This window comes from Microbacterium sp. NPDC057741, assembly GCF_042798735.1.
Lineage (GTDB): Bacteria > Actinomycetota > Actinomycetes > Actinomycetales > Microbacteriaceae > Microbacterium.
On the sequence record NZ_JBHVJW010000001.1, the window covers coordinates 800,372 to 812,857 of the forward strand.

Genomic DNA, 12,486 nt, shown 5'->3' on the forward strand with positions numbered 1-12,486 from the left:
ATCAGTCCTCCTCGTCGAACGCCGGGGCGTGGTCGCGTGCGTACTGGACGTAGCTGTTGCTGACACCCTGAGGCACCATCGGCCACACCATCGCGTCGGCGCTCACCACGAAGTCGATCACCACGGGGCGGTCGTTCGTCTCGAGGGCCGTCTGGATTGCGGCATCCACGTCCTCCTCCTTCTCCACCCGCAGCGCGAGGCAGCCGTAGGCCTCGGCGAGCTTGACGAAGTCGGGGATGCGGGCGGTGCCGTGCCCGGTGTTCAAGTCGGTGTTCGAGTGACGGCCGTCGTAGAACAGGGTCTGCCACTGCCGCACCATCCCGAGCGACGAGTTGTTGATGATCGCGACCTTGATCGGGATGTTGTTGATGACGCAGGTCGCGAGCTCCTGATTTGTCATCTGGAAGCATCCGTCACCGTCGATCGACCACACGACGCGGTCGGGCTCGGCGACCTTCGCGCCCATCGCCGCCGGGACCGAATAGCCCATGGTGCCGGCGCCGCCGGAGTTCAGCCACGAGTTCGGCCGCTCGTATTTGATGAACTGCGCGGCCCACATCTGGTGCTGGCCCACGCCTGCGGCGTAGACGGCCTCGGGGCCGGTCAGCTCGCCGATCCGCTGGATCACGTACTGCGGCGACATCAGGCCGTCCTCCGGCTGCGTGTAGCCGAGCGGGAACTCGGTGCGCAGGCCGTCGAGGTACGACCACCACTCCTCGATGTCGGGCTTCGCCCCCGAGGTGATCCCGCGATATGCGGTGTCGAGGTCGACGAGCACGTCGCGCAGGTCGCCCACGATCGGCACGTCCGCAGTGCGGATCTTCGAGATCTCGGCGGGGTCGATGTCGACGTGCACGACCTTCGCGTTCGGCGCGAACAGCGACGCCTTCCCTGTGACGCGATCGTCGAACCGCGCGCCGAGCGACACGATCAGGTCGGACTCCTGCAGCGCCAGCACGGCCGGGACCGTGCCGTGCATGCCGGGCATGCCGAGGTGCTGGGTGTGCGAGTCGGGGAACGCGCCGCGCGCCATCAGGGTGGTCACGACCGGTGCCCCGGTCGACTCGGCCAGCGTGTACAGCTGCTCGGACGCCTTGCCGCGGATCACACCGCCGCCGACGTACAGCACCGGCTTCTTCGACTCGGCCAGCAGTGCGGCCGCGGCCTGGATCTGCTTGCCGTGCGCCTTGGTCACCGGGCGGTAGCCCGGCAGGTCCACCTTGGGCGGCCACACGAACGGCGCGACCTGCTGCTGCGCGTCTTTGGTGATGTCGACGAGCACCGGGCCGGGCCGGCCGGTCGACGCGATCTCGAACGCCGCGGCGATGGCACCGGGGATCTCGGTGGCGTCCTTCACCAGGAAGGAGTGCTTGGTCACCGGCATGGTGATGCCGACGATGTCGGCCTCCTGGAACGCGTCGGTTCCCATCAGCGTGGAGAAGACCTGTCCGGTGATCGCCACGATCGGGATCGAGTCCATGTACGCGTCGGCGATCGCGGTCACGAGGTTCGTCGCTCCGGGACCGGAGGTCGCGATGGTCACGCCGACCTTGCCGGACGCCGTGGCGTAGCCCTCGGCCGCGTGGCCGCCGCCCTGCTCGTGCCGGACGAGCACGTGGCGGACGCCGGTGGAGTCCATCAGCGGGTCGTAGACGGGCATGATCGCGCCGCCCGGGATGCCGAAGACGTCGGTGACGCCGAGCTTCTCGAGCGAGCGGACGACGGCCTCGGCCCCGGAGATCTCCGGGGCGGCGGCGGGACGGGCGGGTGGCCGTGGCACGGCCGGGGCGGAATCAGCAGTCATGTGTCATTCCTGATGTGATCTGGCGGAATCGTCGGGATGCCGGAGCACTCAACCGGTCGTGGCTCCTTCTGCAGCGGAGCGCACGAGTCGGGAGTACTTGGCGAGAACGCCTCGGGTGTAGCGCGGGGGAAGCGGCTCCCAGCCCTCACGGCGGGAGCTCAGCTCGGACTCGTCGACGAGTAGGTCGAGAGCACGAGCCGCGATATCGACCCGAATAAGATCACCATCGCGCACGAAGGCAATGGGACCAGCGTCCACCGCTTCGGGTGCTATGTGGCCGATGCACAGGCCGGTTGTGCCGCCTGAGAATCGTCCGTCTGTCAAGAGTAGTACATCTTTTCCGAGCCCCGCGCCCTTGATGGCGCCGGTGATCGCGAGCATCTCCCGCATGCCGGGGCCGCCCTTCGGGCCCTCGTAGCGGATCACCACGACGTCTCCGGCGCTGATCTCGCCCGCGGCCAGGGCGTCCATCGCGGCGCGCTCGCGCTCGAAAACCCGCGCCGGGCCCTCGAAGACGTCGGCATCGAAGCCGGCCGACTTCACCACGGCGCCCTCGGGTGCCATCGATCCGTGCAGGATGGTGATGCCGCCCGAGGAGTGGATCGGGTTGTCGAAGGTGTGGATGACCTCGCCGTCGACGGCGTCGGGGTTCAGGTCGCGCAAGTTCTCGGCGACGGTCTTGCCGGTGACGGTGAGCGCGTCGCCGTGCAGCAGGCCCTCGTCGAGCATCGCCTTCATGATCACAGGGATGCCGCCGTGGCGATCGACGTCGTTCATGACGTAGTTGCCGAACGGCTTCATGTCGGCGATGTGCGGTGTCTTGTCGCCGATGCGGTTGAAGTCGTGCAGGGTCAGGTCGATGCCCGCCTCACGGGCGATCGCCAACAGGTGCAGCACGACGTTCGTCGAACCGCCGAGCGCCATGGCCAGTGCGATGGCGTTCTCGAACGACTCCTTGGTGAGGATGTCCTTCGTCGTGATGCCCTGACGCAGCAGGTTGACCACGGCCTCGCCGGAGCGGTGCGCGAAGTAGTCGCGTCGGCGATCGGCCGAGGGCGGCGCCGCCGACCCGGGCAGGCTGAGGCCGAGGGCCTCGGCGACGGATGCCATGGTGTTGGCGGTGTACATGCCACCGCAGGCGCCCTCGCCGGGGGCGAATGCACACTCGATGCGCTTGAGGTCCTCCTCGGTCATGCGACCGGCACGACACGCGCCGACACCCTCGAAGGAGTCGATGATCGTGATCTCCTTCTCGGTGCCGTCCGAGAGCTTGACCCAGCCGGGAGCGATCGAGCCGGCGTAGAGGAAGACGCTGGAGAGTCCGAGGCGGGCGCTCGCCATGAGCATGCCGGGGATCGACTTGTCGCAGCCGGCCAGCAGCACGCTGCCGTCCAGGCGCTCGGCCATCATGACGGTCTCAACGGAGTCGGCGATGACCTCTCGGGAGACCAGCGAGAAGTGCATGCCCTCGTGGCCCATCGAGATGCCGTCCGAGACGGAGATCGTGCCGAACTGCAGCGGGTAGCCACCGCCGGAGTGCACGCCCTCCTTCGCGCCCTGGGCGAGGCGGTCGAGGCTGAGGTTGCAGGGCGTGATCTCGTTCCAGCTGGACGCGATTCCGATCTGCGGCTTGTCCCAGTCCGCGTCGCCCATGCCCACGGCACGGAGCATGCCTCGGGACGTGGTGGCCTCGATCCCGTCGGTGACGACGCGGCTGCGGGGCTTGATGTCGATCTCTGGAGCGGCGCCGGGCGCGCCTGCGTTGGCTTCGTGGGAGGACATGACGGAAGTCTATTCCCGACCGGCGCCCCGCTCGTCCGCGATGACGCCGAGGAGCGCCGCGATCTGTTGTGGGTTCTCCACACGCAGGTCCGCCGCGCTCTCCCCCGGTCCGACCCTCACCCCGAGGTCGCCCGGATGCAGCGAGCGCAGTGCGTCCTCGTCGGTGACGTCGTCCCCGGCGAACACGACCGCGGTGGCTCCGAAGCGCTCGCGGAGTGCGGCGATGGCGGCATCCTTCCCCTCCTGCCGGGAGGAGAACTCCAGAATGCGGCTGCCTGTCCTGCGCCGCCAGTGCGGGGCGCGACGCGCCATCAGCTGATCGACGGCGGAGAACGCCCGGGCCTCCACCGAGGGGTCTGCGGGGCGTCCGTGGATGCCGAGGCCGTAGGTCTTGCGCTCCAGCTCCACGCCCGGAAATGCGTCGAGGAGCTCCTCGACGTCCACCCAGAGCTGCTCGCGCAGCGCCCGCTCCTCTGGCGGGTCGACCGGATCGGTCTCCCCCGTGCCGGGAATCCATTCCTGAGCTCCGTGGGAGCCCGCGAGTGCGACCGGCGAGTCTTCGCTGTGCTCGGCGATGATCCGCAGATGGTCGAGGCTGCGCCCGGACACGAGCGCGACCAGTGTGTCCGGAAGCACCGCGAGACGCTCGACCGCGGCGGCCGCCTCGGGCACGGCGCGGGCGCTCATCGCATCGACGACGAGCTCCGAGAGCGTGCCGTCGAAGTCGAGGGCGACGAGCAGCCGCGGCGTGCGGGCGATAGCGGAGAGCGCGGCATCCGCTGCTCCCGGCGTCCAGTCCGTGGTCATTCGGTCCCCCCCTCGAGCAGCGTCTTCCGCACGTCGGCGGCTGCGCCCTTCTGCTCCGGGCACAGGTGGGCCGCGATGCTCTCGACCTGATCCGCCGCGGCCTTCCTGGCCGTCGCCTTGTCGACGCCGGCCTTGATCAGCTGCGGCGAGAGCTCGAAGATCCAGTCCCGCTCGTCCTGCTCGAGGTCGGTGCAGACACCGTCGTAGACCACCCTGAGGGTGGAGGCGTCCCCTGTGCCCGCCTTCCACTGCTGGGTGAGATGCTCCTCGAGATCCGCTCTGATCGGCTCTCCCATCGACTCCTGGCCCGCCTCCGCGGCGATCGTCCAGAACTCGATGTGCGTGTCCAGATAGTCGTCCTCCGTCGGTTCATACGGAGAACAGCCGACCAGCGCTCCCGTCAGGATCACACCGATGCCACATGCCGTCGCCCACCTCGCCGTCATGCCTCCACCCTAGGAGACTCCTGCGGGCGGGACCAGGACCCCCCTTACGCCAGGCGCTTGGCGCGCGCCTCGGCGAGCGCGTCGAGGAACGACGTGGACCAGGCGTCGACGTCGTGCTCGAGCACGCGCTTGCGCAGTGAGCGCATCCGTCTGCCCTGCTCTGACGGCGGCATCTCGATGGCCGTCATGATGGCCTCCTTGAGCCCCTCGATGTCGTGCGGGTTCACGCGAACGGCCTGGCGCAGCTCGTCGGCGGCGCCGGTGAACTCGCTGAGCACCAGCGCTCCACGGTTGTCGAAACGAGTGGCCACGTACTCCTTGGCGACGAGGTTCATGCCGTCCCGCAGCGCGGTGACGAGCATGACGTCGGCGGCGAGGTAGAGGGCGACCATCTCCTCGCGCGGATATCCCTGGTGCAGGTAGCGGATCGCCGTGTGCCCCGTCGTGTCGTAGTCTCCGTTGATGCGCGCGACGGCGAGCTCGATCTCGTCGCGCAGCTGCATGTAGGCGTTGACGCGCTCCCTGCTGGGGCTGGCGACCTGCACGAAGGTGACGTCCTCGACCGAGAGACGACCCTGATCGAGCAGCTCGCCGTACGCCTTGATCCGGTGCCGAATGCCCTTGGTGTAATCCAGCCGGTCCACGCCCAGCAGGATGCGCTTCGGATGCCCGAGCTCGGCCCGGATCTCGGCCGCCCTGGCCCGGATGTCCGGGCGCTGCGCGAGCTCGCGATACGGCGTGGTGTCGATCGAGATCGGGAACGCCTTGACGAGCGGGGCGTGCCCGTCAGCCTTGGTGACGGTGGAGGCCTTCACCTCGTGCCGCAGCCGGCGGCGCACGGCGGTGAGGAAGTTCGTGGCGTCCTGCGCACGCTGGAAGCCGATCACGTCGGCGCCGAGCAGTCCGTGCAGCACCTGGTCGCGCCAGGGCAGTTGCGCGTACAGACCGTGGGTGGGGAACGGGATGTGGTGGAAGTAGCCGATGGTCACATCGGGCCGCATCTCACGGATCATCGCCGGAGCGAGCTGCAGCTGGTAGTCGTGCACCCAGATGGTGCCGTTCTCGGCGCAGGCGGCGGCAGCGGACTCGGCGAACCGGCGGTTGACCCGCACATACGCCTCCCACCACTCGCGGTGGTACTGCGGCGGCGCGATGACGTCGTGATACAGCGGCCAGATCGTGTCGTTGGAGAATCCCTCGTAGTACTCGGCGATCTCCTCGGCGCTGAGCGCGATCGGGATCAGCCGGATGCCGTCAGCCGTGAACGGCGCGATCTCCAGGTCGGGCTGGCCCGCCCAGCCCACCCAGGCACCGTCGACGCGACGCATCATCGGCTCCAGCGCAGCCACCAGACCGCCGGGCGACGTGCGCCAGCTCTCCTCGCCGTCGGGGGTGACGACCCTGTCCACGGGCAGCCGGTTGGCCACCACCACGAACTCCGCCCGTTCGCTTCGCGACACGGATCCTCCCGTCCTGTCGCCTGCGACGGCGACCTCCCTTACAGGTCTACAGGCTATCGAGCGAGGCGGCGGGGCGAGTTCAGGGCGTGATTGACGACGCCTGCGACGACCACGATGGCCGCGGCGACGATCGGCAGGTACAGGGCTTCGGTCGTCCCGGCGGTCTCGGCCAGCCTGCCGGTGATCGCCGCTCCCAGTGACTGGCCCACGATGATCGAGGATCCGAGCATCGTCATCACCGTCGCCGATCGACCGGCGGGCGTGTGCGCGGCGCCGAAGCTGTACTGGGTGACCAGCGTCGGCCCGATGCCGATGCCCATCAGTCCCAGCGCCAGGCTCATGCTGGGCACGTCGTGCACGACGAACAGCAGCAGCGTGCCCGCGAACAGGATGCCGGAGAAGACCAGCCATCGGTTGCGGAGGCTGAAGCTCGGCGGCAGGAAGGCGACACCGAGCGCGAGCACTGCCGAGCCGACGCCCATCACACCGTAGAGAAGCCCCGCCTGCTCCGGGTGGCCACGATCCTCCATGAAGCTCGTGAGCGCGGTGAGCATGGTTCCGAAGAACAGCCCGACGCCGAACATGCCCACGACGACGACGAGCAGGCGCGCGCGGAACAGCTCGCGCACGGGCGCGATCGCGGAGCCGTCCACCGTGCGCGCGGCGGCGATGTGAGAACCGCTCGGATGCAGCGCGAACGCGCCGACGAACAGGATCGTCAGCGCGGCGCCGATCACCAGCGGCGCCCACGGGGCGATCATCGAGGCGAGCAGACCCACCAGGAACGGTCCGAACACGAACACCGTCTCATCGGCGGCGGACTCATAGGCCATGGTTCCGCCGATGACCTTCGGCTGGCGCGCCTTCGGCATATTCTCCGTGATCATCGTGACCAGGCGGGAGCGCGACATCGGCGCGACCTGCGGGGCGGTCGCACCGATCGCGAACGCCGCGATCAGCATCACGGCGTCCGGCGCCTCGCTGTACGCGGCGAGTGTGAACAGCACGAGCGCTGCCGCGTTCGCGACGGCGATGATCAGCAGCACGGGGCGCTGGCCGAACCGGTCGGCGGCCGCCCCCAGCAGCGGACCGATGCAGGCGGTGCCGAGACCGACGGCCGCAGAGGTGAGCCCGCCCAGAGAGATCGAGCCGCGCACCGCGACCGCCAGGGTGAGCACGCCGACGACCATCATGGCGAACGGCAGCCGCGCGATGAACGCGATGAGGAAGTACGGAAGGCCTGCCAAGCGGAGCAGGCTCGGTGACGATGTGGTCTGTGTCATGGCTCTCGCGCGCCGGATCAGCGCGGGGTCGGGTGCCGCCGCTATCCGTCGGGGTGCCGACGGCCGGAAGATACACAGCTGGCGGATGCGTGGCATCCGACCGTCATTCTACCGGGCGCGCCGTGCGGGAACCCGCTAGCGTGGATCCATGCGCTACCTGTTCAGCACCGGCCTGTTCGCCGCGATCTCCGCAGGGATCTCGCTGCTGCGCGGCACCCGCGACGTGCCGATCACCTGGCGGGCGCTGCTCGCCTGGGCGAGCTGGGCCATCACACTCGCCTTCGCGATCGGCGCCGTCGTCGACATGCGCCGCGACGAGCGCGGCGTCGCCGTCGCGGTCGACTCCCCGCTCGCCCCTGTCCAGGCGAAGCGGGCCAAGAAGCAGGCGAAGCAGCTCGAGAAGACCGCGAAGGCGACGAAGCGCTGACCGTCAGCGGGTGAGGATGAGCGCCTCGCCCTGACCGCCGCCGCCGCACAGGCCGACGGCGACCGTGCCGGAGCCGCGACGCACCAGTTCATGCGCCATGTGCGCGACGAGCCGGTTGCCGCTGGCGCCGATCGGATGCCCGATGGCGATGCCTCCGCCGTGGATGTTGACGATGTCCTCGCTCAGCCCCAGTTCGTCCTGCGAGCGGGCGACGACGGCCCCGAAGGCCTCGTTGATCTCGACGAGGTCGAGATCGGCGGGCGTGATGCCCTGCTTCTCGCAGGCGCGGCGGATCGCCTGCGCCGGCTGCGCCTGCAGCGAGTTGTCCGGGCCGGCGGTCTGCCCGCTGGCGCCGACGACGGCGAGCACCGGCCATCCCTTGGCCTCGGCGTTCTCGCGGGTGGTGAGGATCACCGAGGATGCGCCGTCTGAGATCTGCGAGGAGTTGCCGGCGGTGATCGTGCCTCCTTCGGCGAAGGCCGGACGCAGCTTCGCCAGCGTCTCCATGGTGGTCTCAGGGCGGACGCCCTCGTCTCTGGTGAGCACGATCGGGTCGCCCTTGCGCTGCGGAACCTCGACGGCGACGATCTCGGCGTCGAAGACACCGGCATCCGCGGCTGCGGCGGCGCGCTGGTGCGAGAGCTCCGCGACCCGATCCTGGGTCTCGCGGGTCTGTCCGTACCGTGGGTTCTGCCGTTCGGTGGACGCGCCCATGCTCTCCTTGTCGTAGACGTCCGTGAGGCCGTCGTACGCCATGTGGTCGAGCACCTCGACGGTGCCGTACGTCCAGCCGTCGCGCGATCCCATCAGCAGGTGCGGCGCACGGGTCATCGACTCCATGCCGGCTGTGACGACGGTGGTCGCGTCGCCGAGTCGGATCATCCGCGCGGCGTCGATGATCGCCGTGAGGCCGGACAGGCACACCTTGTTGACCGAGCTGGCGGGGACGTCCCATCCGATGCCGGCGCCGATCGACGCCTGACGAGCGGGGTTCTGGCCGGAGCCGGCCGGCAGCACCTGACCGACGATCACGGCGTCGACGTCGGACGGGTCGATGCCGCCCTGCGCCAGTGCGCCCCTGATGGCCAGCGAGCCCAGCTGCGGGGCGGTGAATCCGGCCAGCTGGCCCTTGAGCCGTCCCTGCGGGGTGCGGGCGGCGGCGACGATGACGATGTCGCTCATGAGTTCTCCTTCAGTCCTTCTGAGACGATCAGTTCGGGTTCGGTCGCCTCGATAACATCCGCCACCGAGACACCGGGGGCGGTCTCGACCAGCACCAGACCGGCATCCGTGACGTCGATCACGGCGAGGTCGGTGATGATCCGGTGCACCACTCCGCGTCCGGTCAGCGGCAGCGAGCAGTCGTCCACGATCTTCGCGCTGCCGTCCTTGGCGACGTGCTCCATGAGCACGATCACCCGGCCGGCGCCGTGCACGAGATCCATCGCGCCACCGGGCCCCTTGACCATCTTGCCGGGGATCATCCAGTTGGCGAGGTCACCCGCGGCTGACACCTGCATGGCACCGAGGATGGCGGCGTCGATCTTGCCGCCGCGGATCATGCCGAAGCTGGTCGCCGAGTCGAAGTAGGCGGCGCCGGGCAGCGTGGTGACGGTCTCCTTGCCGGCGTTGATGAGGTCGGGGTCGACGTGCTCCTCGGTCGGATACGGACCGACGCCGAGGATGCCGTTCTCGGACTGCAGCACGACGGTGACGCCCTCGGGCACGTAGTTGGGCACCAGGGTCGGCAGGCCGATGCCGAGGTTGACGTAGGCGCCGTCCTGCAGCTCCTGCGCGGCTCGGGCGGCCATCTCGTTGCGGGTGAGCGCCATGATCAGTTCCCCTCTCTGACGGTGCGCCGTTCGATGCGCTTCTCGACGCCGGTGCCGACCTCCACGATGCGGTGCACGTAGATGCCGGGCAGGTGGATGCCGTCGGGGTCGAGCTCGCCCGGTTCGACGAGCTCCTCGACCTGGACGATGCAGATCCGCCCCGCCTGTGCGGCGAGCGGGTTGAAGTTGCGCGCGGCCTTGTTGAAGACGAGGTTGCCGTGCCGGTCACCGCGCCAGGCGTGCACCAGGGCGAAGTCGGTGACGATCGACTCCTCGAGCACGTAGTCGTGCGGAGTGCCTGCGGGCGCGAAGTTGCGCACCTCCTTGGCCGGTGATTCGACGGCGACGCCGCCGCTGCCGTCGTAGCGGCGCGGCAGACCGCCCTCGGCCACCTGCGTGCCCACGCCGGTCTGCGTGTAGAACGCCGCGATGCCGGCGCCTCCGGCGCGCAGCTTCTCGGCGAGCGTGCCCTGCGGGGTGAGCTCCAGTTCGAGATCCCCCTCGAGGAATTGCCGCTCGAACTCCTTGTTCTCGCCGACGTACGAGGACGTCATCTTGCGGATGCGCTGCGCGCCGAGCAGGATGCCGAGTCCCCAGTCGTCCACGCCGCAGTTGTTGCTGACGATGCTGAGGTCGGTGGTGCCCTGCGCGTGCAGGGCCTCGATGAGCTTCATCGGGTTGCCGGACAGGCCGAATCCGCCGACTGCCAGTGAGGCTCCGTCGGGGATGTCTGCGACCGCCTCCGCAGCCGACGCCCATTGCTTGTCGATCACGCGTCACTCCTCTGTGATGGGGTACTCCCCCAGCATCCGCCTCCGCCGCGGGCGACGACAACCGGATGCTTGCGATGTGGTCGCCGCGACGACTAGCGTCCACATTATGGAATCGACATCCTCGTCGAGGCGCACGGTGCCGGGCGCGCAGGCGATCGCCAGGGCCTCGCGTCTGCTCCGCCTGGTGACCGCGGCGGCCGACGGCGCATCGCTGCAGACGCTCGCAAGGGACGCCGACCTCAGCCGGTCCACCGCGCACCGTCTGCTGACCGCCTTGCAGGTGGAGGGCCTGGTCGACCAGGATCGCGCGACAGCGCTGTGGATGCCCGGTCCAGAGCTGTATCTGATGGGAACCGTCGCCGCAGCGCGCTACGACGTGACCGAGCTGGCACGCGACATCGTGCGGTCGCTGGCGGTGAAGACCGAGGAGAGCGCGTTCCTCTCCGTGCGGCGCGCCGACGAGACCGTCTGCCTGCTGCGCGAGGAGGGGTCCTTCCCGATCCGGTCGTTCGTGCTCAGCGAGAGCGTTCGGTTCCCGCTCGGAGTGGCCAGCGCCGGCCTGGCGATCCTCGCGTTCCTTCCTGACCACGATGTGGATGCCTACCTCGACCGGCATCCCGAGCTGCCGGAGCGGTGGGGGCGCGTGCACGGCATGCAGCCGCTGCGCGCCAGACTCGCCGAGACCAAGGCCCGCGGCTACGCCGTGAACCCCGGTCTGATCGTGGAGGGGTCGTGGGGCATGGGCGCCGCGGTCTTCGACCGTGACGGCCGTCCGGAGTGGGCGCTCAGCCTCACCGGCGTCGAGTTCCGCTTCGGCCCTGATCGACTGCCCCAGCTCGGCCGCACGCTGCTCGCGCACGCGCACCAGCTCTCCTCGCGGATCGCCGGTTCGCGGCGCTGACTGCCTGCCCCTTCGTCTCGTCGCCGCGCTCCTCGCTCAGGAGCCGAGCTTGCGGAGTCCCGGGTCCTGAGCGAGCGCAGCGAGACGAAGGGCGCTCAACGAGCGGGGCGCGGCAGGTGCGGCGCCAGCGCCTCCGCTCCCCGTCCGCTCATCACGACCGTGTAGTGGTTCAGGTCGTCCAGCGCGACGTGACGCACCTGCGGGAACGCCTCCAGCAGCCGCCCCAGATGCGCGGGCGGATACAGCCCTGGCGTCTCGTTCTGCAGTCCTCGTGGCACCGTGAGCAGCAGCGTCGGCTTCGACAGCGCCGCGAGCGCCTCTGGAAGCGCCGTGCCGGTGTTCATGTCGAGCGTGTCGTCGACCGTCGTGCGGTAGCTGGTGGCCGGGCGGTACGCGTCTCCGTCGGGGACGAGGTCGTAGGCGACGTACTCCTCGAGCGCGGTGCTCCAGTCCTCGGCGAACGCCGGATGCGGGCGCCAGAACTCGTCGGTGTACTCCTCGACCCCCGACCAGCGTCGTGACAGCCGTTCCGCGGTCGGCCCGAGGATCAGCTGCACCAGCACCTCGGGGTCGATGCCCGCCGGCACGTCCAGCGGCAGACCGCCGTCGATGAGCAGCAGTTCGGTCACCCGCTCGGGATGCCGGTGCGCGAGCACCACCGCGACGAAGCCGCCCATCGAATGCCCCACCACCGGCAGCTCGTCGACGCCGAGCGCGTCCAGCACGGCGACGAGGTCGTCGGCGTGCGCGCTCATGCCCGCCGGGCCCTCGATGTCGTTGCTCGCGCCACGACCGCGCAGGTCGGGAGCGATGACACGGATGCCGGGCAGCTGGTCGACGACGAACGGCCAGGCGAGGTGCGAAGCGGTGACGCCGTGGATCAGCAGGACGGATGCCGGGTCCGCGACCCCGGCAGGGTCCCAGATGCCCACGCGCAGCGCGCCCCCGGACACGGGCACGTCGATCGTTCG

At 69.5% G+C, this 12,486-nt stretch carries 12 protein-coding genes; 2 read left to right on the forward strand and 10 right to left on the reverse strand.

Going from position 1 to position 12,486, the window contains the following annotated elements:
* Position 1: 1 nt before the first annotated feature.
* Genes ACFVDO_RS03870 through ACFVDO_RS03895 form a run of 6 tightly spaced genes read right to left on the reverse strand, consistent with a single transcriptional unit; the run spans position 2 to position 7,546 of the window.
* Complete coding sequence (locus ACFVDO_RS03870; RefSeq protein ID WP_378858480.1) at positions 2-1,804, reverse strand: acetolactate synthase large subunit; 1,803 nt, start codon at positions 1,802-1,804, stop codon at positions 2-4.
* Between the two features lie 48 nt (positions 1,805-1,852).
* A complete protein-coding gene (gene ilvD / locus ACFVDO_RS03875; RefSeq protein ID WP_378858479.1) occupies positions 1,853-3,586 on the reverse strand; it encodes a dihydroxy-acid dehydratase in 1,734 nt (577 codons plus the stop codon).
* Between the two features lie 9 nt (positions 3,587-3,595).
* Positions 3,596-4,393 (reverse strand): trehalose-phosphatase, encoded by a 798-nt coding sequence (gene otsB, locus ACFVDO_RS03880; RefSeq protein WP_378858478.1) that lies wholly within the window; start codon positions 4,391-4,393, stop codon positions 3,596-3,598.
* A complete protein-coding gene (locus ACFVDO_RS03885) occupies positions 4,390-4,839 on the reverse strand; it encodes a hypothetical protein (RefSeq protein WP_378858477.1) in 450 nt (149 codons plus the stop codon). Before ACFVDO_RS03885 ends, otsB begins: the two co-directional genes overlap by 4 nt.
* A gap of 44 nt (positions 4,840-4,883) precedes the next feature.
* Entirely contained in the window at positions 4,884-6,299 is a 1,416-nt protein-coding gene (locus ACFVDO_RS03890) for a trehalose-6-phosphate synthase (RefSeq protein ID WP_378858476.1), read from the reverse strand.
* Between the two features lie 53 nt (positions 6,300-6,352).
* Positions 6,353-7,546 carry an MFS transporter gene (locus tag ACFVDO_RS03895; protein WP_378858475.1) on the reverse strand — a complete coding sequence of 398 codons (1,194 nt, stop codon included), beginning with the start codon at positions 7,544-7,546 and terminating at the stop codon, positions 6,353-6,355.
* A 184-nt stretch (positions 7,547-7,730) separates the two neighbouring features.
* Between ACFVDO_RS03895 and ACFVDO_RS03900 the strand changes: the two genes are divergently transcribed.
* Positions 7,731-8,009 carry a hypothetical protein gene (locus ACFVDO_RS03900; RefSeq protein WP_378858474.1) on the forward strand — a complete coding sequence of 93 codons (279 nt, stop codon included), beginning with the start codon at positions 7,731-7,733 and terminating at the stop codon, positions 8,007-8,009.
* 3 nt (positions 8,010-8,012) lie between these two features.
* On the opposite strand, the gene ACFVDO_RS03905 is transcribed toward ACFVDO_RS03900, so the two are convergent.
* Genes ACFVDO_RS03905 through ACFVDO_RS03915 form a run of 3 tightly spaced genes read right to left on the reverse strand, consistent with a single transcriptional unit; the run spans position 8,013 to position 10,614 of the window.
* Positions 8,013-9,191 carry an acetyl-CoA C-acetyltransferase gene (locus ACFVDO_RS03905; protein ID WP_378858473.1) on the reverse strand — a complete coding sequence of 393 codons (1,179 nt, stop codon included), beginning with the start codon at positions 9,189-9,191 and terminating at the stop codon, positions 8,013-8,015.
* Positions 9,188-9,841, reverse strand: coding sequence for a CoA transferase subunit B (locus ACFVDO_RS03910; RefSeq protein ID WP_378858472.1), 654 nt, complete (start codon positions 9,839-9,841; stop codon positions 9,188-9,190). Before ACFVDO_RS03910 ends, ACFVDO_RS03905 begins: the two co-directional genes overlap by 4 nt.
* A 2-nt stretch (positions 9,842-9,843) precedes the next feature.
* On the reverse strand, positions 9,844-10,614 hold the full coding sequence (locus ACFVDO_RS03915) for a CoA transferase subunit A (RefSeq protein WP_378858471.1): 771 nt from the start codon (positions 10,612-10,614) through the stop codon (positions 9,844-9,846).
* Between the two features lie 106 nt (positions 10,615-10,720).
* Between ACFVDO_RS03915 and ACFVDO_RS03920 the strand changes: the two genes are divergently transcribed.
* Positions 10,721-11,515 (forward strand): IclR family transcriptional regulator, encoded by a 795-nt coding sequence (locus ACFVDO_RS03920; protein WP_378858470.1) that lies wholly within the window; start codon positions 10,721-10,723, stop codon positions 11,513-11,515.
* A gap of 95 nt (positions 11,516-11,610) precedes the next feature.
* On the opposite strand, the gene ACFVDO_RS03925 is transcribed toward ACFVDO_RS03920, so the two are convergent.
* Positions 11,611-12,474, reverse strand: a complete 864-nt coding sequence (locus ACFVDO_RS03925) for an alpha/beta fold hydrolase (RefSeq protein ID WP_378858469.1) — start codon at positions 12,472-12,474, stop codon at positions 11,611-11,613.
* Positions 12,475-12,486 lie beyond the last annotated feature (12 nt).

Coding starts and splice junctions, on each gene's coding strand:
- ACFVDO_RS03870 (WP_378858480.1), bottom strand. CDS start 1,804: ATGACTGCTGATTCCGCCCCGGCCGTGCCACGGCCACCCGCCCGTCCC.
- ACFVDO_RS03900 (WP_378858474.1), top strand. CDS start 7,731: ATGCGCTACCTGTTCAGCACCGGCCTGTTCGCCGCGATCTCCGCAGGG.
- ACFVDO_RS03885 (WP_378858477.1), bottom strand. CDS start 4,839: ATGACGGCGAGGTGGGCGACGGCATGTGGCATCGGTGTGATCCTGACG.
- ACFVDO_RS03920 (WP_378858470.1), top strand. CDS start 10,721: ATGGAATCGACATCCTCGTCGAGGCGCACGGTGCCGGGCGCGCAGGCG.
- ACFVDO_RS03905 (WP_378858473.1), bottom strand. CDS start 9,191: ATGAGCGACATCGTCATCGTCGCCGCCGCCCGCACCCCGCAGGGACGG.
- ilvD (WP_378858479.1), bottom strand. CDS start 3,586: ATGTCCTCCCACGAAGCCAACGCAGGCGCGCCCGGCGCCGCTCCAGAG.
- ACFVDO_RS03910 (WP_378858472.1), bottom strand. CDS start 9,841: ATGGCGCTCACCCGCAACGAGATGGCCGCCCGAGCCGCGCAGGAGCTG.
- otsB (WP_378858478.1), bottom strand. CDS start 4,393: ATGACCACGGACTGGACGCCGGGAGCAGCGGATGCCGCGCTCTCCGCT.